This is a genomic window from Synechococcus sp. A10-1-5-9 (assembly GCF_047716785.1).
Taxonomy (GTDB): Bacteria; Cyanobacteriota; Cyanobacteriia; order PCC-6307; family Cyanobiaceae; genus Synechococcus_C.
This window is the reverse complement of sequence record NZ_CP180406.1, coordinates 1,955,034-1,980,944: the sequence shown is the minus strand read 5'-3', so window position 1 is coordinate 1,980,944 and position 25,911 is coordinate 1,955,034. Positions and strand designations below refer to the sequence as shown.

The window sequence follows — 25,911 nt, the reverse complement described above, 5'->3', positions numbered from 1 at the left end:
AAAATGTCAACGATTACAGCCGCCAATTTAATCAACACCCGACTTCTAAACGGCGGAACATTTGATGCAACTTTTGTAACCCGCATCACCGGGTCACTTTTCGATATTAATTCGATCTATGACCTATCGGGAATAACCGGTCTGGGTGATGAAGACATCACCATTTCAGACACCTCGGTTGATGTTACGGGGCTCAACACTCTCGATAACAACACATCCGGCACCATCAACGCCAACACCCTCAACACACTCACTGGTGCAGCCGTAAATCTCAACACCGCCTTCGACTCAGGCGGCATCAGCAATCTCGGTGATCAGGACATCACTCTCACTGACACCTCTCTCACTGCTTCAGTCCTCAACGCCCTCAACGGCAACACCACAGGAAGCATCGATGCCTCATCCATCACCGCACTCACTGGTGCAGCCGTCGATCTCAACACCGCCTTCGACTCAGGCGGCATCAGCAATCTCGGTGATCAGGACGTCACTCTCACTGACACCTCCCTCACCGCTTCAGTCCTCAACGCCCTCAACGGCAACACCACAGGAAGCATCGATGCCTCCTCCATCACCGCACTCACTGGTTCCGCCACGGACCTCATTGAGGCTGTCACCTCCAACGGCATCACAGGCTTAGGCGACGAGGCCATCACCGTCGACAGCGGTACCGCCACCACTGCTCAGGCCAATGACCTCGCTGCTGCCACATCCGGCATCGTCACCTCCACCATCGCTGAGGGCGATCTCGCCACACTCGCCGCACTCAACGGAACCGGCAATGCCTATTCCATCACCATCGACGATGCCTCCGTTGATGCCGCAGCCCTCAACACGCTCGACGCAAAAACCACTGTTGCCATCAACGCCGCTGCCGTCACCACACTCACTGGTGCAGCCGTCGATCTCAACACCGCCTTCGACTCAGGCGGCATTAGCAATCTCGGTGATCAGGACGTCACTCTCTCTGACACCTCCCTCACTGCTTCAGTCCTCAACGCCCTCGATGACAACACCACAGGAAGCATCGATGCCAGCACCCTCAACACACTCACTGGTGCAGCCGTAAATCTCAACACCGCCTTCGACTCAGGCGGCATCAGCAATCTCGGTGACGAGGACGTCACTCTCACTGACACCTCCCTCACCGCTTCAGTCCTCAACGCCCTCAACGGCAACACCACAGGAAGCATCGATGCCGCTGCCGTCACCACACTCACTGGTGCAGCCGTCGATCTCAACACCGCCTTCGACTCAGGCGGCATCAGCAATCTCGGTGATCAGGACGTCACTCTCACTGACACCTCCCTCACGGCTTCAGTCCTCAACGCCCTCAACGGCAACACCACAGGAAGCATCGATGCCTCCTCCATCACCACACTCACAGGTACAGCCGCGGAGCTCATCGAGGCTGTTACAGCCAGCGGCATCACAGGCTTAGGCGACGAGGCCATCACCGTCGACAGCGGCACCGCCACCACTGCTCAGGCCAATGCCCTCGCTGATGAAACATCCGGCATCGTCACCGCCACCATCGCTGAGGGCGATCTCGCCACACTCGCCGCACTCAACGGAACCGGCAATGCCTATTCCATCACCATCGACGATGCCTCCGTTGATGCCGCAGCCCTCAACACGCTCGACGCAAAAACCACTGTTGCCATCAACGCCGCTGCCGTCACCACACTCACTGGTGCAGCCGTCGATCTCAACACCGCCTTCGACTCAGGCGGCATCAGCAATCTCAGTGATCAGGACGTCACTCTCACTGACACCTCTCTCACGGCTTCAGTCCTCAACGCCCTCAACGGCAACACCACAGGAACCATCGATGCCGCTGCCGTCACCACACTCACTGGTGCAGCCGTCGATCTCAACACCGCCTTCGACTCAGGCGGCATCAGCAATCTCAGTGATCAGGACGTCACTCTCACTGACACCTCCCTCACGGCTTCAGTCCTCAACGCCCTCAACGGCAACACCACAGGAAGCATCGATGCCTCCTCCATCAACACACTCACTGGTGCAGCCGTCGATCTCAACACCGCCTTCGACTCAGGCGGCATCAGCAATCTCAGTGATCAGGACGTCACTCTCACTGACACCTCTCTCACGGCTTCAGTCCTCAACGCCCTCGATGGCAACACCACAGGAAGCATCGATGCCAGCACCCTCAACACACTCACTGGTGCAGCCGTAGATCTCAACGCCGCCTTCGACTCAGGCGGCATCAGCAATCTCAGTGATCAGGACGTCACTCTCACTGACACCTCCCTCACGGCTTCAGTCCTCAACGCCCTCAACGGCAACACCACAGGAACCATCGATGCCTCCTCCATCACCGCACTCACTGGTTCCGCCACGGACCTCATCGAGGCTGTCACCTCCAACGGCATCACAGGCTTAGGCGACGAGGCCATCACCGTCGACAGCGGTACCGCCACCACTGCTCAGGCCAATGACCTCGCTGATGAAACATCCGGCATCGTCACCGCCACCATCGCTGAGGGTGATCTCGCCACACTCTCAGGCCTCACCGGAACCGGCAATGCCTATTCCATCACCATCGACGATGCCTCCGTTGATGCCGCAGCCCTCAACACGCTCGACGCAAAAACCACTGTTGCCATCAACGCCGCTGCCGTCACCACACTCACTGGTGCAGCCGTCGATCTCAACACCGCCTTCGACTCAGGCGGCATTAGCAATCTCGGTGATCAGGACGTCACTCTCTCTGACACCTCACTCACTGCTTCAGTCCTCAACGTCCTCGATGACAACACATCCGGCACCATCAACGCCAACACCCTCAACACACTCACTGGTTCCGCCACGGACCTCATCGAGGCTGTTACAGCCAACGGCATCACAGGCTTAGGCGACGAGGCCATCACCGTCGACAGCGGTACCGCCACTACTGCTCAGGCCAATGACCTCGCTGCTGAAACATCCGGCATCGTCACCGCCACCATCGCTGAGGGTGATCTCGCCACACTCTCAGGCCTCACCGGAACCGGCAATGCCTATTCCATCACCATCGACGGTGCCTCCGTTGATGCCGCAGCACTCAACACGCTCGACGCAAAAACCACTGTTGCCATCGACGCCGCTGCCGTCACCACACTCACTGGTTCCGCCACGGACCTCATCGAGGCTGTTACAGCCAACGGCATCACAGGCTTAGGCGACGAGGCCATCACCGTCGACAGCGGTACCGCCACCACTGCTCAGGCCAATGACCTCGCTGCTGAAACATCCGGCATCGTCACCGCCACCATCGCTGAGGGTGATCTCGCCACACTCGCAGGCCTCACCGGAACCGGCAATGCCTATTCCATCACCATCGACGATGCCTCCGTTGATGCCGCAGCCCTCAACACGCTCGACGCAAAAACCACTGTTGCCATCAACGCCGCTGCCGTCACCACACTCACTGGTGCAGCCGTCGATCTCAACACCGCCTTCGACTCAGGCGGCATCAGCAATCTCGGTGATCAGGACGTCACTCTCACTGACACCTCCCTCACCGCTTCAGTCCTCAACGCCCTCAACGGCAACACCACAGGAACCATCGATGCCTCCTCCATCACCGCACTCACTGGTTCCGCCACGGACCTCATCGAGGCTGTCACCTCCAACGGCATCACAGGCTTAGGCGACGAGGCCATCACCGTCGACAGCGGTACCGCCACCACTGCTCAGGCCAATGACCTCGCTGCTGCCACATCCGGCATCGTCACCGCCACCATCGCTGAGGGCGATCTCGCCACACTCGCCGCACTCAACGGAACCGGCAATGCCTATTCCATCACCATCGACGATGCCTCCGTTGATGCAGCAGCACTCAACACGCTCGATGGAAAAACCACTGTTGCCATCGACGCCGCTGCCGTCACCACACTCACTGGTGCAGCCGTCGATCTCAACACCGCCTTCGACTCAGGCGGCATCAGCAATCTCAGTGATCAGGACGTCACTCTCACTGACACCTCTCTCACGGCTTCAGTCCTCAACGCCCTCAACGGCAACACCACAGGAACCATCGATGCCGCTGCCGTCACCACACTCACTGGTGCAGCCGTCGATCTCAACACCGCCTTCGACTCAGGCGGCATTAGCAATCTCGGTGATCAGGACGTCACTCTCTCTGACACCTCCCTCACTGCTTCAGTCCTCAACGCCCTCAACGGCAACACCACAGGAAGCATCGATGCCTCCTCCATCAACACACTCACTGGTGCAGCCGTCGATCTCAACACCGCCTTCGACTCAGGCGGCATCAGCAATCTCAGTGATCAGGACGTCACTCTCACTGACACCTCTCTCACGGCTTCAGTCCTCAACGCCCTCGATGGCAACACCACAGGAAGCATCGATGCCAGCACCCTCAACACACTCACTGGTGCAGCCGTAGATCTCAACGCCGCCTTCGACTCAGGCGGCATCAGCAATCTCGGTGATCAGGACGTCACTCTCACTGACACCTCCCTCACGGCTTCAGTCCTCAACGCCCTCAACGGCAACACCACAGGAAGCATCGATGCCTCCTCCATCACCACACTCACAGGTACAGCCGCGGAGCTCATCGAGGCTGTTACAGCCAGCGGCATCACAGGCTTAGGCGACGAGGCCATCACCGTCGACAGCGGTACCGCCACCACTGCTCAGGCCAATGCCCTCGCTGATGAAACATCCGGCATCGTCACCGCCACCATCGCTGAGGGCGATCTCGCCACACTCGCCGCACTCAACGGAACCGGCAATGCCTATTCCATCACCATCGACGATGCCTCCGTTGATGCCGCAGCCCTCAACACGCTCGACGCAAAAACCACTGTTGCCATCAACGCCGCTGCCGTCACCACACTCACTGGTGCAGCAGTCGATCTCAACACCGCCTTCGACTCAGGCGGCATTAGCAATCTCGGTGATCAGGACGTCACTCTCTCTGACACCTCACTCACTGCTTCAGTCCTCAACGTCCTCGATGACAACACATCCGGCACCATCAACGCCAACACCCTCAACACACTCACTGGTTCCGCCACGGACCTCATCGAGGCTGTTACAGCCAACGGCATCACAGGCTTAGGCGACGAGGCCATCACCGTCGACAGCGGTACCGCCACCACTGCTCAGGCCAATGACCTCGCTGCTGAAACATCCGGCATCGTCACCGCCACCATCGCTGAGGGTGATCTCGCCACACTCTCAGGCCTCACCGGAACCGGCAATGCCTATTCCATCACCATCGACGATGCCTCCGTTGATGCCGCAGCCCTCAACACGCTCGACGCAAAAACCACTGTTGCCATCAACGCCGCTGCCGTCACCACACTCACTGGTGCAGCCGTCGATCTCAACACCGCCTTCGACTCAGGCGGCATTAGCAATCTCAGTGATCAGGACGTCACTCTCACTGACACCTCTCTCACGGCTTCAGTCCTCAACGCCCTCGATGGCAACACCACAGGAACCATCGATGCCAGCACCCTCAACACACTCACTGGTGCAGCCGTCGATCTCAACGCCGCCTTCGACTCAGGCGGCATCAGCAATCTCGGTGATCAGGACGTCACTCTCACTGACACCTCCCTCACGGCTTCAGTCCTCAACGCCCTCAACGGCAACACCACAGGAAGCATCGATGCCTCATCCATCACCGCACTCACTGGTGCAGCCGTCGATCTCAACACCGCCTTCGACTCAGGCGGCATCAGCAATCTCAGTGATCAGGACGTCACTCTCACTGACACCTCTCTCACTGCTTCAGTCCTCAACGCCCTCGATAACAACACCACAGGAAGCATCGATGCCTCCTCCATCACCGCACTCTCCGGTACAGCCGCGGAGCTCATCAAGGCTGTTACAGCCAACGGCATCACAGGCTTAGGCGACGAAGCCATCACCGTCGACAGCGGTACCGCCACCACTGCTCAGGCCAATGACCTCGCTGCTGAAACATCCGGCATCGTCACCGCCACCATCGCTGAGGGCGATCTCGCCACACTCACAGGCCTCAACGGAGATGGCAATGCCTATTCCATCACCATCGACGATGCCGCCGTTGATGCAGCAGCACTCAACACGCTCGATGGAAAAACCACTGTTGCCATCGACGCCGCTGCCGTCACCACACTCACTGGTTTAGCCACAGACCTAATCGAGGCTGTCACCTCCAACGGCATCACAGGCTTAGGCGACGAGGCCATCACCGTCGACAGCGGCACCGCCACCACTGCTCAGGCCAATGCCCTCGCTGATGAAACATCCGGCATCGTCACCGCCGCCATCGCTGAGGGCGATCTCACCACACTCGCCGCACTCAACGGAACCGGCAATGCCTATTCCATCACCATCGACGATGCCGCCGTTGATGCCGCAGCACTCAACACGCTCGACGCAAAAACCACTGTTGCCATCGATGCCGCTGCCGTCACCACACTCGCCGGCGCAGCCATAGATCTCGACAATGCCTTCTCCTCAGCAGGCATCACAGGCCTCGGCAACGAGGCCGTCACTCTCTCCGACACCTCCCTCAACGCCGCTGTCCTCAACACGCTCGATGACAAAACCACAGGAATCATCGATGCCGGCTCCATCACCACACTCACTGGTGAGGCCTCAGAACTCAACACTGCCTTCGACTCCTCTGGTATCAGCAATCTCGACGATATAAATATCACCGTCGACATCGGTACCGCCACCACTGCTCAGGCCAATGCCCTCGCTGATGAAACATCCGGCATCGTCACCGCCACCATCGCTGAGGGCGATCTCGCCACACTCGCCGCACTCAACGGAACCGGCAATGCCTATTCCATCACCATCGACGATGCCGCCGTTGATGCCGCAGCCCTCAACACGCTCGACGGCAAAACCACTGTTGCCATCAACGCCGCTGCCATAACCACACTCACTGGTGCAGCCGCCGATCTCAACGCCGCCTTCGACTCAGGCGGCATCAGCAATCTCGGTGATCAGGACGTCACTCTCACTGACACCTCACTCACGGCTTCAGTCCTCAACGCCCTCGATAACAACACCACAGGAAGCATCGATGCCTCCTCCATCACCGCACTCTCCGGTGCAGCCGTCGATCTCAACACCGCCTTCAACTCAGGCGGCATCAGCAATCTCAGTGATCAGGACGTCACTCTCACTGACACCTCCCTCACTGCTTCAGTCCTCAACGCCCTCAACGGCAACACCACAGGAACCATCGATGCCTCCTCCATCAACACACTCACTGGTGCAGCCGTCGATCTCAACACCGCCTTCGACTCAGGCGGCATTAGCAATCTCGGTGATCAGGACGTCACTCTCTCTGACACCTCCCTCACTGCTTCAGTCCTCAACGCCCTCAACGGCAACACCACAGGAAGCATCGATGCCTCCTCCATCACCGCACTCACTGGTTCCGCCACGGACCTCATCGAGGCTGTCACCTCCAACGGCATCACAGGCTTAGGCGACGAGGCCATCACCGTCGACAGCGGTACCGCCACCACTGCTCAGGCCAATGACCTCGCTGCTGAAACATCCGGCATCGTCACCGCCACCATCGCTGAGGGTGATCTCGCCACACTCTCAGGCCTCACCGGAACCGGCAATGCCTATTCCATCACCATCGACGATGCCTCCGTTGATGCCGCAGCCCTCAACACGCTCGACGCAAAAACCACTGTTGCCATCAACGCCGCTGCCGTCACCACACTCACTGGTGCAGCCGTCGATCTCAACACCGCCTTCGACTCAGGCGGCATTAGCAATCTCAGTGATCAGGACGTCACTCTCACTGACACCTCTCTCACGGCTTCAGTCCTCAACGCCCTCGATAACAACACATCCGGCACCATCAACGCCAACACCGTCAACACGCTCTCCGGTGCAGCCGTAGATCTCAACACTGCCTTCGACTCAGGCGGCATCACAGGCTTAGGCGACGAAGCAATCACTGTCGATAACAGAATTCGCGCTTCAGAAGCAAACACACTGAACAGCTTCACGTCGGGAATAATCACCGCAACAATCACGAACTCGGATGGGACGGGCAATCTCAACGTTTCCAATGCTCTGACCATAGAAGGAACAGGAAATGCTTATTCAATTCGCATTCGAGAAAGAACCGTCAGCGCTTCAGACATACTGACCATTGATGGAATCACAACGACCACAGTTAATGCACAAAACATAAGAACACTCACGGGAAGCAATGCGGACATCAATTCCGCATACGCAGCCGAAACAGCCGGCTCGATTTCAGGGCTAGGCGGAAACGTCAATTTCGACGTCAGCGGATCAATTACCGTTGCAGAAGCCAATACACTATCTTCGCTAATTACGGCCAACAACCGAATCCTTACCGCCACAATTTCGGACGGAGATTTATCTACATTAGCAGGCATTAGCGAGAGCGGAAACAGCCTAAGTGTCACAATCAGCGATACATCTGTTGATGCTGCAGCACTCAACACGCTCGATGGCAAAACCACTGTTGCCATCAACGCCGCTGCCATAACCACACTCACTGGTGCAGCCGTCGATCTCAACGCCGCCTTCGACTCAGGCGGCATCAGCAATCTCGGTGATCAGGACGTCACTCTCACTGACACCTCCCTCACGGCTTCAGTCCTCAACGCCCTCGATAACAACACCACAGGAAGCATCGATGCCTCCTCCATCACCGCACTCTCCGGTGCAGCCGTCGATCTCAACACCGCCTTCGACTCAGGCGGCATCAGCAATCTCGGTGATCAGGACGTCACTCTCACTGACACCTCCCTCACGGCTTCAGTCCTCAACGCCCTCGATAACAACACCACAGGAAGCATCGATGCCTCCTCCATCACCGCACTCTCCGGTGCAGCCGTCGATCTCAACACCGCCTTCGACTCAGGCGGCATCAGCAATCTCGGTGATCAGGACGTCACTCTCACTGACACCTCCCTCACGGCTTCAGTCCTCAACGCCCTCAACGGCAACACCACAGGAAGCATCGATGCCTCCTCCATCAACACACTCACTGGCGCAGCCGTCGATCTCAACACCGCCTTCGACTCAGGCGGCATCAGCAATCTCGGTGATCAGGACGTCACTCTCACTGACACCTCCCTCACCGCTTCAGTCCTCAACGCCCTCAACGGCAACACCACAGGAAGCATCGATGCCTCATCCATCACCGCACTCACTGGTGCAGCCGTCGATCTCAACACCGCCTTCGACTCAGGCGGCATCAGCAATCTCAGTGATCAGGACGTCACTCTCACTGACACCTCACTCACTGCTTCAGTCCTCAACGCCCTCGATGGCAACACCACAGGAAGCATCGATGCCTCATCCATCACCGCACTCACTGGTGCAGCCGTCGATCTCAACACCGCCTTCGACTCAGGCGGCATCAGCAATCTCAGTGATCAGGACGTCACTCTCACTGACACCTCCCTCACGGCTTCAGTCCTCAACGCCCTCGATGGCAACACCACAGGAACCATCGATGCCTCCGCCGTCACCACACTCACAGGTACAGCCGCGGAGCTCATTGAGGCTGTCACGTCAGACGGCATCACCGGCTTAGGCGACGAGGCCATCACCGTCGACAGCGGTACCGCCACCACTGCTCAGGCCAATGACCTCGCTGATGAAACATCCGGCATCGTCACCGCCACCATCGCTGAGGGCGATCTCGCCACACTCACAGGCCTCAACGGAGATGGCAATGCCTATTCCATCACCATCGCCGATGCCTCCGTCGCTGCAGCAGCTCTCAACACGCTCGACAGAAAAACCACTGTTGTCATCGATGCCGCTGCCGTCACCACACTCACTGGTGCAGCCGTCGATCTCAACACCGCCTTCGACTCAGGCGGCATTAGCAATCTCAGTGATCAGGACGTCACTCTCACTGACACCTCCCTCACGGCTTCAGTCCTCAACGCCCTCAACGGCAACACCACAGGAAGCATCGATGCCTCATCCATCACCGCACTCACTGGTGCAGCCGTCGATCTCAACACCGCCTTCGACTCAGGCGGCATCAGCAATCTCAGTGATCAGGACGTCACTCTCACTGACACCTCTCTCACTGCTTCAGTCCTCAACGCCCTCGATGGCAACACCACAGGAACCATCGATGCCAGCACCCTCAACACACTCACTGGTGCAGCCGTCGATCTCAACGCCGCCTTCGACTCAGGCGGCATCAGCAATCTCGGTGATCAGGACGTCACTCTCACTGACACCTCCCTCACGGCTTCAGTCCTCAACGCCCTCAACGGCAACACCACAGGAAGCATCGATGCCTCCTCCATCAACACACTCACTGGTGCAGCCGTAGATCTCAACGCCGCCTTCGACTCAGGCGGCATCAGCAATCTCAGTGATCAGGACGTCACTCTCACTGACACCTCTCTCACTGCTTCAGTCCTCAACGCCCTCGATGGCAACACCACAGGAACCATCGATGCCAGCACCCTCAACACACTCACTGGTGCAGCCGTCGATCTCAACGCCGCCTTCGACTCAGGCGGCATCAGCAATCTCGGTGATCAGGACGTCACTCTCACTGACACCTCTCTCACGGCTTCAGTCCTCAACGCCCTCGATAACAACACCACAGGAAGCATCGATGCCTCCTCCATCACCGCACTCTCCGGTGCAGCCGTCGATCTCAACACCGCCTTCGACTCAGGCGGCATCAGCAATCTCAGTGATCAGGACGTCACTCTCACTGACACCTCCCTCACGGCTTCAGTCCTCAACGCCCTCAACGGCAACACCACAGGAAGCATCGATGCCTCCTCCATCAACACACTCACTGGTGCAGCCGTCGATCTCAACACCGCCTTCGACTCAGGCGGCATCAGCAATCTCGGTGACGAGGACGTCACTCTCACTGACACCTCCCTCACCGCTTCAGTCCTCAACGCCCTCAACGGCAACACCACAGGAAGCATCGATGCCTCATCCATCACCGCACTCACTGGTGCAGCCGTCGATCTCAACACCGCCTTCGACTCAGGCGGCATCAGCAATCTCAGTGATCAGGACATCACTCTCACTGACACCTCACTCACTGCTTCAGTCCTCAACGCCCTCGATGGCAACACCAAAGGAAGCATCGATGCCTCATCCATCACCGCACTCACTGGTGCAGCCGTCGATCTCAACACCGCCTTCGACTCAGGCGGCATCAGCAATCTCGGTGATCAGGACATCACTCTCACTGACACCTCCCTCACGGCTTCAGTCCTCAACGCCCTCGATGGCAACACCACAGGAACCATCGATGCCAGCACCCTCAACACACTCACTGGTGCAGCCGTCGATCTCAACGCCGCCTTCGACTCAGGCGGCATCAGCAATCTCGGTGATCAGGACGTCACTCTCACTGACACCTCCCTCACGGCTTCAGTCCTCAACGCCCTCAACGGCAACACCACAGGAACCATCGATGCCTCCGCCGTCACCACACTCACAGATACAGCCGCGGAGCTCATTGAGGCTGTCACGTCAGACGGCATCACCGGCTTAGGCGACGAGGCCATCACCGTCGACAGCGGTACCGCCACTACTGCTCAGGCCAATGCCCTCGCTGATGAAACATCCGGCATCGTCACCGCCACCATCGCTGAGGGTGATCTCGCCACACTCGCAGGCCTCACCGGAACCGGCAATGCCTATTCCATCACCATCGACGATGCCTCCGTTGATGCAGCAGCCCTCAACACGCTCGACGCAAAAACCACTGTTGCCATCGACGCCGCTGCCGTCACCACACTCACTGGTTCCGCCACGGACCTCATTGAGGCTGTCACCTCCAACGGCATCACAGGCTTAGGCGACGAGGCCATCACCGTCGACAGCGGTACCGCCACCACTGCTCAGGCCAATGCCCTCGCTGATGAAACATCCGGCATCGTCACCGCCACCATCGCTGAGGGCGATCTCACCACACTCGCCGGTCTCACCGGAACCGGCAATGCTTATTCCATCACCATCGACGATGCCGCCGTTGATGCAGCAGCACTCAACACGCTCGATGGCAAAACCACTGTTGCCATCAACGCCGCTGCCATCACCACACTCACCGGTGCAGCCGTCGATCTCAACACCGCCTTCGACTCAGGCGGCATCAGCAATCTCGGCGACGAGGACGTCACTCTCACTGACACCTCTCTCACTGCTTCAGTCCTCAACGCCCTCGATAACAACACCACAGGAAGCATCGATGCCTCCTCCATCACCGCACTCTCCGGTGCAGCCGTCGATCTCAACACCGCCTTCGACTCAGGCGGCATCAGCAATCTCAGTGATCAGGACGTCACTCTCACTGACACCTCCCTCACGGCTTCAGTCCTCAACGCCCTCAACGGCAACACCACAGGAACCATCGATGCCTCCTCCATCACCGCACTCACTGGTTCCGCCACGGACCTCATCGAGGCTGTCACCTCCAACGGCATCACAGGCTTAGGCGACGAGGCCATCACCGTCGACAGCGGTACCGCCACCACTGCTCAGGCCAATGACCTCGCTGATGAAACATCCGGCATCGTCACCGCCACCATCGCTGAGGGTGATCTCGCCACACTCTCAGGCCTCACCGGAACCGGCAATGCCTATTCCATCACCATCGACGATGCCTCCGTTGATGCCGCAGCCCTCAACACGCTCGACGCAAAAACCACTGTTGCCATCAACGCCGCTGCCGTCACCACACTCACTGGTGCAGCCGTCGATCTCAACACCGCCTTCGACTCAGGCGGCATTAGCAATCTCAGTGATCAGGACGTCACTCTCACTGACACCTCTCTCACGGCTTCAGTCCTCAACGCCCTCGATAACAACACCACAGGAAGCATCGATGCCAGCACCCTCAACACACTCTCCGGCGCAGCTGTAGATCTCAACACCGCCTTCGACTCAGGCGGCATCAGCAATCTCAGTGATCAGGACGTCACTCTCACTGACACCTCTCTCACTGCTTCAGTCCTCAACGCCCTCAACGGCAACACCACAGGAAGTATCGATGCCTCCTCCATCACCACACTCTCCGGTACAGCCACGGACCTCATCGAGGCTGTAACAGCCAGCGGCATCACTGGCCTCGGGAATGAAGCCATCACCGTCAACAGCGGCACCGCCTCCATTTCTCAGGCCAACACCCTTGCTGATGAAACATCCGGCATCGTCACCGCCACCATCGCTGAGGGCGATCTCGCCACACTCGCCGCACTCAACGGAACCGGCAATGCCTATGCCCTCACCATCACCAATACGCTGGTAAACGCAGCTGAATTAAATGCATTAAATATCAAAACAATCACCAATATCAATGGGGGAAACATAATTCAGATCTCAGGTGCAGTCGAAGACATCGCCGCAACATACACAGAGGGCGGAATTGACGGACTTGGCGATGAAGAAATTATTTTCACATTCTCGAATATCAACGCAGATAGCTTGGCTGCAATTGACGCGGCGAACAGCCGTGTCATCAATGCCATTGGCATTGAAGCTTTAACAGGTTCTGCTACAGACCTCAATACTGTCTACGAATCCGATGGAATCTCCGGCCTTGGCGATGAACCCGCAACTCTCACAGACACGTCACTCTCCGCATCAACACTGAATGCTCTCGATAGAAACACCTCAGGAAACATCGACAGCTCCAGCCTGACCACACTGACTGGCACAGCCACAGAGCTCAACACTGCCTTCTCCTCTACCGAGATCACAGGCCTCGGCAACGAAGACGTCACGCTTTCTGACACCACACTCGACGTCTCTATTCTCAACACCCTTGGTGATAAAACTTCGGGAACGATTGATGCTTCCGCAATCACCACGCTCACCGGCGCTGCGGCAGACCTCAACGACGCTTACGCAGCAGCCGGGCTCAGTACTACACCCATAGACGGAGCAGCTCTCAACAACTCACTCATTCCAGTTGGCATTACCGGCCTAGGGAATGAGGACATCATCCTCTCCGACACCACCCTCGACGCTGCCATCCTCAACATCCTCGATGGCAACACCACAGGGACGATTGATGCCTCCTCCATCGCCACACTCACCGGCTTAGCCGCAGAGATCCACTCGGCATTCGCATCACCGGGCATCTCGGGGCTTCGTGATCAGGACATCATCCTCGCTGACACCTCCCTCACGGCTTCAGTCCTCAACGCCCTCAACGGCAACACCACAGGAACCATCGATGCCTCCTCCATCACCGCACTCACTGGTTCCGCCACGGACCTCATCGAGGCTGTCACCTCCAACGGCATCACAGGCTTAGGCGACGAGGCCATCACCGTCGACAGCGGTACCGCCACCACTGCTCAGGCCAATGACCTCGCTGCTGCCACATCCGGCATCGTCACCGCCACCATCGCTGAGGGCGATCTCGCCACACTCGCCGCACTCAACGGAGATGGCAATGCCTATTCCATCACCATCGTCGATGCCTCCGTTGATGCAGCAGCCCTCAACACGCTCGACGAAAAAACAACCGTTGTTATCGATGCCTCCGTCACCATCACCCTTTCCGGCACATCCACAGAGATCAACACGGCATTCACCTCACCGGGCATCTCGGGTCTTCGTGATCAGGACGTCATCCTCTCCGACATCTCCCTCACTGCTTCAGCCCTCAACGCCCTCAACGGCAACACCACAGGAAGCATCGATGCCTCCTCCATCACCGCACTCACTGGTTCCGCCACGGACCTCATCGAGGCTGTTACAGCCAACGGCATCACAGGCTTAGGCGACGAGGCCATCACCGTCGACAGCGGTACCGCCACCACTGCTCAGGCCAATGCCCTCGCTGATGAAACATCCGGCATCGTGACCGCCACCATCGCTGAGGGCGATCTCGCCACACTCTCTGGTCTCACCGGAACCGGCAATGCCTACGCCATCACAATCTCTGATGCAGCGGTCAATGCAGCAATTCTCAATGCAATCAACAACAAAACAATCAATGATATTAATGGCCAAAATATAATTCAAATTGAGGGTACAGCCGAAGATATCGCCACTGCATACACAGCAGGCGGGATCAATGGGCTTGGCGACGAAGAAATTATCTTTACAGCCTCGAATATCAATGCTTCCGATTTAATTGCAATTGATTCAGCGAACAGCCAAGTCATCGATGCCAGCACCCTCACCACACTCACTGGTACAGCCGTAGATCTCAACACCGCCTTCGACTCAGGCGGCATCAGCAATCTCGGTGATCAGGACGTCACTCTCACTGACACCTCTCTCACGGCTTCAGTCCTCAACGCCCTCGATGGCAACACCACAGGAACCATCGATGCCAGCACCCTCAACACACTCACTGGTGCAGCCGTCGATCTCAACGCCGCCTTCGACTCAGGCGGCATCAGCAATCTCGGTGATCAGGACGTCACTCTCACTGACACCTCCCTCACGGCTTCAGTCCTCAACGCCCTCAACGGCAACACCACAGGAAGCATCAATGCCAACTCCATCACAACATTCATAGGCGCTGCCGCAGAGCTCAATACCGTCTACGCATCAACAAACAATATCTCTGGCCTTGGCGACGAGAACGTCACCCTCTCCGACATCACGCTCGCCGCAACGGTTCTCAACAGCCTCGAGGGTAAAACGTCAGGCACCATCGATGCCAGCTCCATTTCTTCTCTCGCCGGTACGGCTGCTGATCTAATCGCTGTTTACAACTCGAACAAATTCTCAGGCCTGAATAACGAAGAAGCCACCCTCTCTGACACCACCCTCGATGCCGCTGTCCTCAACACCCTCGACGACAAAACCACAGGAAGCATCGATGCCAGCACCCTCAACACACTCACTGGTACAGCCACAGAGCTCAACACTGCCTTCACCTCTACCGAAATCTCAGGCCTCGGCAATGAGAACGTCACCCTCTCAGACACCACCCTCACTGCTTCAGTCCTCAACGCCCTCAACGGCAACACCACAGGAACCATCGATGCCTCCTCCATCACCGCACTCACGGGTTCCGCCACGGACCTCATCGAGGCTGTTACAGCCAACGGCATCACCGGCTTAGGCGACGAGGCCATCACCGTCGACAGCGGTACCGCCACCACTGCTCAGGCCAATGCCCTCGCTGATGAAACATCCGGCATCGTCACCGCCACCATCGCTGAGGGTGATCTCGCCACACTCGCAGGCCTCACCGGAACAGGCAATGCCTATTCCATCACCATCGACGATGCCTCCGTTGATGCCGCAGCCCTCAACACGCTCGATGGCAAAACCACTGTTGCCATCGACGCCGCTGCCGTCACCACACTCACTGGTGCAGCCGTCGATCTCAACACTGCCTTCGACTCAGGCAGCATCAGCAATCTCAGTGATCAGGACATCACTCTCACTGACACCTCTCTCACGGCTTCAGTCCTCAACACCCTAGATGGCAACACCACAGGAACCATCGATGCCTCCGCCGTCACCACACTCACAGGTACAGCCGCGGAGCTCATTGAGGCTGTCACGTCAGACGGCATCACCGGCTTAGGCAGCGAGGCCATCACCGTCGACAGCGGTACCGCCACCACTGCTCAGGCCAATGACCTCGCTGCTGAAACATCCGGCATCGTCACCGCCACCATCGCTGAGGGCGATCTCGCCACACTCACAGGCCTCAACGGAGATGGCAATGCCTATTCCATCACCATCGCCGATGCCTCCGTCGCTGCAGCAGCTCTCAACACGCTCGACAGAAAAACCACTGTTGTCATTAACGCCGCTGCAATCACGACCCTGACCGGGTTCCCTGCAGATATTCTCACCAGTCGACAGTCTCCTGGCATTGTTGGACTCAGCGATGAAAACGGCTTTCCAACAATTGGCATTATATCCAGCACCTCATCACTCAATATCGGTAAAACCGCATCACTAACTTTTGTTCTTTCAGACGATTCCTCAGACTTCACCGAATCCGATATCACCATCTCCGGAGGCACACTCTCCAACTTCTCTGGCTCTGGCTCCATCTACACCGCCACCTTCACTCCTAATGCCAACAGCACCATCGATGGCGTCATTGAAGTTGGCAGCAACGCATTCTCAAGCAATGGAATCTTCAACAACGACGGCGATAACACCAACAACACACTCACTCTCTCCATCAACACCGTCAGACCCGTCATTGCTCTGACCTCCACGCTCTCCTCTCTCAAAGCAGGCGATACCACCACGCTCACCTTCACTCTTACAGAATCCTCTTCCGATTTCTCAGAAGCTGATATCACCGTCTCCGGAGGCACACTCTCCAACTTCTCTGGATCCAGCTCCAGCTACACCGCCACATTCACTCCTGACGCCAACAGCACCTCCAACGCAGTCATCTCCGTCGCCTCAGGCACTTTCTCCAATTCAGCCGGCAACACCAACAACGACGGCGACGACACCAACAACACACTCACTCTCTCCATCAACACCGTCAGACCCATCATTGCTCTGACCTCCACGCTCTCCTCTCTCAAAGCAGGCGATACCACCACGCTCACCTTCACTCTTTCAGAACCCTCTTCCGATTTCTCAGAAGCCGATATCACCGTCTCCGGAGGCACACTCTCCAACTTCTCTGGATCCGGCTCCAGCTACACCGCCACATTCACTCCTGACGCCAACAGCACCTCCGACGCAATCATCTCCGTCGCCTCAGGCACTTTCTCCAATTCTGCTGGAAACACCAATAACAACGGCGATAACACCAACAACTCTCTCACTCTCTCCATCAACACCGTCAGACCCATCATTGCTCTGACCTCCACGCTCTCCTCTCTCAAAGCAGGCGATACCACCACGCTCACCTTCACGCTCTCAGAACCCTCATCTGATTTCCTGCAATCCGATATCTCTGTCTCCGGAGGCACACTCTCCAACTTCTCTGGATCCGGCTCCAGCTACACCGCCACATTCACTCCTGACACCAACAGCACCATCGATGGCGTCATTGAAGTTGGCAGCAACGCTTTCTCAAGCAATGGAATCTTCAACAACGACGGCGACGACACCAACAACACACTCACCCTCTCCATCAACACCGTCAGACCAACAATCACTCTGACCTCCGATCGCTCCTCCCTTCAAGCAGGCGATACCGCCACTCTCACCTTCACGCTTTCAGAACCCTCTTCCGATTTCTCAGAAGCCGATATCACCATCTCCGGAGGCACACTCTCCAACTTCTCAGGCTCTGGCTCCAGCTACACAGCCACCTTCACTGCTGACGCCAACAGCACCTCCGACGCTGTCATCTCCGTGGCCTCAGGCACTTTCTCCAATTCAGCTGGCAACACCAACAACGACGGCGACAACACCAACAACACACTCACCCTCTCCATCAACACCGTCAGACCAACAATCACTCTGACCTCCGATCGCTCCTCCCTTCAAGCAGGCGATACCGCCACTCTCACCTTCACGCTTTCAGAACCCTCTTCCGATTTCTCAGAAGCCGATATCTCCGTCTCCGGAGGCACACTCTCCAACTTCTCAGGCTCTGGATCCAGCTACACCGCCACCTTCACTGCCAACGCCAACAGCACCGCTGACGCTGTCATCTCCGTGGCCTCAGGCACTTTCTCCAATTCAGCTGGCAACACCAATAACGACGGCGAGAACACAAACAACACACTCACTCTCTCCATCAACACCGTCAGACCAACAATCACTCTGACCTCCGATCGCTCCTCCCTTCAAGCAGGCGATACCGCCACTCTCATCTTCACTCTTTCAGAACCCTCTTCCGATTTCTCAGAAGCCGATATCACCGTCTCCGGAGGCACACTCTCCAACTTCTCTGGATCCGGCTCCAGCTACACCGCCACATTCACTCCTGACGCCAACAGCACCTCCGACGCAATCATCTCCGTCGCCTCAGGCACTTTCTCCAATTCTGCTGGAAACACCAATAACAACGGCGATAACACCAACAACTCTCTCACTCTCTCCATCAACACCGTCAGACCAACAATCTCAACCACCATCACTCGCGTCGACTCCACCACCGCCGACGGCATCTGTGTTGCTGGCGACGTCATCAACCTCACCGTGTCCTTCGATGAGGTCGTCTTTGTCACGGGCACTCCCACTCTCCAGCTCGAAACCGGAACCATCGATCGCAAAGCGATCTTCACCTCCGGTTCAGGCACCAACACCCTCACCTTCCAATACATCGTTCAAAACGGTGATTCCTCCGCTGATCTCGATCAGCTTTCCTCAACAGCACTCGAGCTCAACGGCGGATCCATCAACGATGCCGCAGGTAACAACGCCATCCTCAATCTCCCTAACCCAGGCGCAGCAGGCTCTCTCAGCGCCAATAAAAACCTGGTCATCAAGACCACCATCCCCACCATTTCCGTTGCCATCGATGACGGCGGCGACAGCATCCTCAACGCAGCAGAAGATTCCTCCGTCACCATCTCTGGCTCCACCACCGGCGCAGAAAACGGCCAGACCGTTTCCATCTCCATTACCGATGGATCCAACACAGTCAACACATCAGCCACCGTCAACAGCAACAGCTATTCCGTCTCTGGCCTCGATCTCTCTTCCCTCGCTGACGGCACCCTCAACATCAGCGCCGATGTCAGCGACTTAGCCGGTAATTCAGCAACACAAGCGACTGATTCCACAACCAAAGACACCGCATCTCCCTCCGTCACTCGCGTCGACTCCACCACTCCTGACGGCACCTACGGCATTGGCTCCGTCATCAACCTCACCGTGTCCTTTGATGAGATCGTCTTCGTCACAGGCACTCCCGCACTTCAACTCGAAACCGGAACCATCGATGGCAAAGCGATCTTCACCTCCGGTTCAGGCACCAACACCCTCACCTTCCAATACATCGTTCAAGACGGTGATTCCTCCGCTGATCTCGATCAGCTTTCCTCAACAGCACTCGAGCTCAACGGCGGAACCATTCAGGATGCCGCAGGTAACAACGCCATCCTCAATCTCCCTAACCCAGGCGCAGCAGGCTCTCTCAGCAGCAATGCCGATCTGGTGATCGACGGCATCAAGCCCACCGTCAGCACGGACACCCGCACATACGTTTTAGAAGCCAGCAATCCTTTCGGAATTTCCGATGTCGGCCTCTCCGCCAAACCCACCTTTGCCGACATTGATGGCGACGATGATCTTGATCTCTTCATCGCCAATCGAGCTGGCAACACCCTCTTCTTCCGCAACACCGCCGCTTCAGGCTCCACCGCTCCCGCCTACGCACCAGCTGTCACCAATCCTTTCGGGATTACCGATGTAGGCCGCGCCGCCAGCCCAACTCTCACCGACATTGATGACGACGGTGACCTTGATCTCTTCATCGGCAATCGAGCCGGCAACACCCTCTTCTTCCGCAACAACGCCGCTCCAGGCTCCACCGCTCCCGCCTACAGCCAAGAACGCGGGGCCAACGGTGAACCCAATCCCTTCGGAATCACCGACGTGGGCCGTTTCGCCAAGCCCTCCTTTACAGATACCGATAACGACGGCGATCTCGATCTCTTCATCGGCAACCTACGCGGCAACACGCTCTTCTTCCGCAACACCGCTGCTGCAGGCTCCACCTCTCCCGCCTACGCACCAGCCGCCACCAATCCCTTTGGAATCAACGATGTGGGCCTCTCCGCCGCCCCCGCCTTCACCGACATTGATGGCGACGGCGATCTTGATCTCTTCATCGGCAATCGAGACGGCAACACCGTCTTCTTTGACAACAACGCCGCTCCAGGCAGCAGTGATCCTGTTTACAACCAAGAACGCGGTGCCAATGGTGTACCCAATCCCTTTGGAATCACTGATGTGGGCTTCAACGCAAGCCCGGCCTTTGCTGATCCTGATAACGACAGCGACCCTGATCTCTTCATTGGCAATGCCGCCGGTGACACCATCTTCTTCCGCAACACGGGGGCTGCTCCTGGCGTGAACACTTCCGCCATCAATGGCATCTACACCATCGGTGCTGTCATCAACCTCACCATCGGCTTCTCAAAACCCGTTGTCGTTGACACCACTGGCGGCACTCCCACTCTCCAACTCGAAACCGGCAACATCGATCGCAAAGCGGTCTTCATCTCCGGCTCAGGCACCAACACCCTCTCCTTCCAATACACCGTTCAAGACGGTGATTCCTCCGCTGACCTGGCACAACTGTCCTCAACAGCACTCGAACTCAACGGCGGATCCATCACCGATGCCAACGGCAATCCAGCAATCCTTTCACTCCCTCAGCCCGGAACTCAGGGTTCCCTCAGTGACAATGCCGATCTCATCATCGATACCAACGATCTCATCACCTCAACGATCAGGTCCTCCGAAAGCCTGACCCTTCCAGACGGTCTTGCAAACCTGATCCTCACTGGCACTGCCAATCTCAATGGCACTGGCAATGACCTGGACAACAGAATTGAAGGCAATTCAGGTAAAAATCGCCTCAACGGCAAAGGCGGCAACGACACACTCATCGGCAAAGAAGACAAAGACAAACTCACCGGCGGCAGCGATGCCGATACTTTTCTCTTTCAATCCATCAATGACTCCGGCATAACCAATGCAACAAGAGATCAGATCACTGATTTCACAGCAGACGACACCATCGACCTCTCACGTATTGATGCCGATCCAAACACGAACGGTGATCAAGCCTTTGTCTTCATTGGATCCGATCGCTTCTCAGACATTGGCCAGGCAAGGTTTAACAACGCTGTCCTCAGACTCAATATTGACGACGACCTCTTTGCTGACTTTCAAATCAACCTCAAAGGAATCACTGACTTACCCGACAACTCTTTGATCCTCTGATTCAGACAAACCACAACGGGCAGGGTCAGCGCAACCTTCAAAGCTGCGAATCACCCCTGACCCGTTCGCGCGATATCGAGCACATCCGCCATCGAACGGATCTGATCCATGGTGCGCTGCAACAGGTCGGCCCCAGCCAGCTCCACGCGCAAATCGATCCGGGCTGGTTTGCCATAGGTCGTTTTCACACGCGCATCACTGACGTTGATCGATCCATCCGAAAGACGCATCAGGATGTCCTTGAGGATGCCCACTCGGTCGATCACCTCGATGCGCAACTGCACCGGGAAGCGCTGTCCATTGCGGGCATTGGCTGGATTCCAACGCACCGGCAGGCGCCGTTCACTCGGGATCGCCTCCACATTGGCGCACTCTTGCCGGTGAATGGTGATTCCATGGTTGCCGAGTGCCACGGTGCCCACAATCGCCTCACCAGGCAGAGGGCTGCAGCAACCGCCCAGGCGATAGTCAAGTCCCTCCACTCCGAGAATCGGCACGGCGCCGGCATGGTCTTGCCGAACCGGCGCTGATTCCGCCTGTTCCACCAGCTTGCGGGCCACATCCTCATTGCTGAGGGGCTGAGTCTCCGCATCGGCTTGCAAACGGATTTCCTCCCGCAGCCGATTGAGCACCTGATGAAGAGTGACGGCACCGAATCCAAGGGCCGCCAGGAGATCATCGGTGCAGTGCAGGTTGCAGCGTTCAGAGACACGGGTCATCGCTTCGCTGTTCAGCAGAGCGTCAAAACCACTGCGCCCCAACTCTCGCTCCAGCAGCTCCTTGCCGCGTTGAATCGTTTCATCGCGATGGCTTCGTTTGTACCACTGGCGAATGCGATTCCGTGCCGTTGGTGTGGCTACAAAGTTGAGCCAATCCAGGCTGGGGTGCGCCGTTTTGCTGGTGAGAATGTTGATGAAATCCCCGTTCTGCAGCGGTGTGGAGAGTGGGCAGAGGCGATCGTTGATCCTGACGCCATGGCAATGATTGCCCACCTCGGAATGAATGCGATAGGCAAAATCCACAGCCGTTGAACCCTTGCGCAAACCGAGAACATCACCCTTGGGGGTAAACACGAACACCTCCTCATCGAAAAGATCTTCCTTGATCGAAGCCAGGTAGTCGTTGTGATCATCGGAGCCCCCTTCCTGCTGCCAATCGACCAGTTGCCGCAGCCAGTTGAACCGTTCGGTGTCGCCCCCCGCGGCGGGTGACCCCCCCTCCTTGTATTTCCAATGGGCGGCAATCCCGAACTCCGACACCTGGTGCATCTCCAGGGTGCGGATCTGTACCTCGATCGGCCGATGGCGACCGATCACCGCCGTGTGCAGCGACTGATAGCCGTTGGGCTTGGGCAGACCGATGTAATCCTTGAATCGTCCAGGAATCGGCCGGAAGGTGTCATGCACCACGGCCAGAGCCCGATAGCAGGCTTCCACACTCGGCGTGAGGATGCGCAGGGCCGCGACGTCGTAGATCTCGTGGAACGCTTTCTGCTGCCGTTGCATCTTGGTCCAGATGCCGTAAAGGTGTTTAGGGCGTCCATTCACATCGCAGTTTTCTAGGCCCGCCGCTGCCAGACGGTCACGGAGCAGCTGCACGGTCACCCCAAGGCGCTCCTCACGCTCGCTGCGCTTGGTGGCCACCTCCTGCTGCATCTCCCGAAAGGCCTCGGGCTCGAGCAACTTGAATGAAAGATCCTCCAACTCCCACTTGAAGCGACCGATACCCAGGCGATTCGCCAGTGGGGCATAGATCTCGCGGGTTTCACGGGCGATGCGCTGCCGCTTCTCTTCCCGCAAAGCCCCGAGGGTGCGCATATTGTGCAGGCGATCGGCCAGTTTCACCAGCACGACCCGGATGTCGCTGGCCATGGCCAGAAACATCTTGCGCAGGTTCTCGGCCTGAGCCTCCGTGCGATTAGTGAAATGCAATCCTCCGAGCTTGGTGACTCCTTCCACCAGCCCCCTCACTTCAGGCCCGAAATGACTCTCCAGCTGCTCTGGGGTCACATCGGTGTCCTCCACGACATCGTGAAGGAAGCCGGCAGCGATCACGCTGGCACTGGCACCGATGTCGCGCAGCAGATCAGCGACCGCCACGGGGTGCACGATGTAGGGATCACCACTGGCGCGGAATTGTCCTTCGTGCAGCTGAAAGGCGAAATCAAAAGCCGCTGCTAGCAAGGCTTCCGAATCGGTCGGGCAGCTGTGGCCGATGCCCGGGGGGACATGGTTGATGCATTCGCGCAACCAGCACGGCAGCTCAATGCCGTAATCGTCAGGCGAACGGATCTGACGGTCACGTAACGCCACCAAACCGCAGGCAGGGCTAGCGGATCGTTGATCGATCGGCTGAACATCCGGTGCGGAGGTGGCGTTGAGCATCCGTCCAGGCAGTTGAATCCATGGTATGTAGCCGTGAGCCCTAGCGCTTCCTTCTGCCATGACCGACGCACCTGGGGCCGTACTGGAACTCCAGCAGCTGCGCCTGCGTTATCCGGGCAGCCCCGTCTGGACCCTCGATGGACTGGACCTTCGCCTGGAGCCTGGAGAGCGCCTGGCGCTGGTAGGGCCCTCCGGATGCGGCAAAAGCACGGTTGCGCGAGCCGCCCTGCAACTGCTGCCTCAAGGAAGCCAATGCGAAGGCGGTCTCCAACTGAATGGCCGTGATCCACGTCGCCTGGCGATTCCTGATCTGCGCGCACTCCGTGGGGAATCGGTCGGCCTGGTCTTTCAGGATCCGATGACCCGACTGAATCCTCTGATGACCGTGGGGGGACACCTTCTGGACACCCTGCGGGCCCACCGACCGGAGATGAATGCTCAATCCCGACGGGAACGGGCCGAGGAACTACTGGAGCAGGTTGGCATCGGTGCTGGACGCTTCAACGCCTATCCCCACGAATTCAGCGGCGGCATGCGCCAGCGCCTGGCCATTGCCTTGGCCATCGTTCTGAGCCCACCGCTGGTGATCGCGGATGAACCCACCACCAGCCTGGATGTAGCTGTGGCCGGTCAGGTGATGGCCGCCCTGCGCGACCTCTGCGACGACCTCGGCAGTGCCCTGCTGCTGATCACCCACGACCTTGCCATGGCCTGCCGATGGTGTGACCGCATGGCGGTTGTGGACGCAGGCCAGGTGGCAGAGGTCAATCGCAGTGACGTGGTGCTCACTTACCCGAGTTCGCGGGTGGGGCAGCGACTACTGGCGGCGGCCCGAGCTCGGGAGGGGGGCACGACCCCAGAAGCCCCTCCGGCAGCCATGGTGCTGGACGTACAGGAGCTGCGCTGCTGGCACAACCTGGGGGGGCCGCCCTGGGCGCCTAACTGGCTGAAAGCTGTGGATGGCGTGAGTTTTCAATTGAAAGCGGGAGAAACCCTGGGAGTGGTGGGTGGCTCGGGCTGCGGCAAAAGCACGCTCTGCCGCGCCCTGATGGGCTTGACGCCGATTCGCGGCGGACAGGTCCAGCTGTTTGAGCGCAACTTGCTTCTGGCGCGCGGCCGGGAGGCCAGAGCCCTGCGCCGTTCCATCCAGATGGTGTTTCAGGATCCTCTGGCCTGCCTGAATCCCGCCATGACAGTGGTGGATGCCATCGCCGATCCTTTGCTGATCCATGGCTTGACCTCCCGTGCCTCAGCAAGGGAACGGGCCCGGGAGCTACTGGAGAAGGTGGGACTCGGACCAGCGGAACGTTTTCAGAACCGCCTGCCTCGCCAACTATCTGGGGGCCAGCAGCAACGGGTGGCGATCGCAAGGGCGCTGGCCCTGAACCCGAAGGTTCTGATCTGCGATGAAAGCGTGAGCATGCTTGATGCGGAAATCCAGGCTGAGGTGCTGGCTCTGCTTCGCCAGCTGCAGCAAGAGCTGGGGCTGGCGATGATCTTCGTGACCCACGACCTCTCGGTGGCCAGCGGCTTCTGTCACCGCCTGATCGTTCTCGATCGCGGCCACATCGTGGAAAGCGGTCCCGGCGATCAGCTTCTGACCACCCCGAAGACAGAGATCACCCGGACTCTGGTGGATGCCTGTCCTCGGCTGCCGGTCTGACGCCTGAGCCGCTAGGAGCGAACA

At 58.0% G+C, this 25,911-nt stretch carries 3 protein-coding genes; 2 read left to right on the top strand and 1 reads right to left on the bottom strand.

The window, feature by feature from the left end; genetic code table 11:
• Positions 1–3 precede the first annotated feature (3 nt).
• The gene (locus ACLM45_RS10515) at positions 4–21,840 is read left to right on the top strand and encodes an Ig-like domain-containing protein (protein WP_415409201.1); all 21,837 of its coding nucleotides are present in this window, start codon (positions 4–6) and stop codon (positions 21,838–21,840) included.
• Positions 21,841–21,890: 50 nt separating this feature from the next.
• On the opposite strand, the gene ACLM45_RS10510 is transcribed toward ACLM45_RS10515, so the two are convergent.
• On the bottom strand, positions 21,891–24,224 hold the full coding sequence (locus ACLM45_RS10510) for a RelA/SpoT family protein (RefSeq protein ID WP_006042924.1): 2,334 nt from the start codon (positions 24,222–24,224) through the stop codon (positions 21,891–21,893).
• A gap of 58 nt (positions 24,225–24,282) precedes the next feature.
• Here ACLM45_RS10510 and ACLM45_RS10505 point away from each other — a divergent pair, with 58 nt between their 5' ends.
• The gene (locus ACLM45_RS10505) at positions 24,283–25,887 is read left to right on the top strand and encodes an ABC transporter ATP-binding protein (protein WP_415409200.1); all 1,605 of its coding nucleotides are present in this window, start codon (positions 24,283–24,285) and stop codon (positions 25,885–25,887) included.
• Positions 25,888–25,911 lie beyond the last annotated feature (24 nt).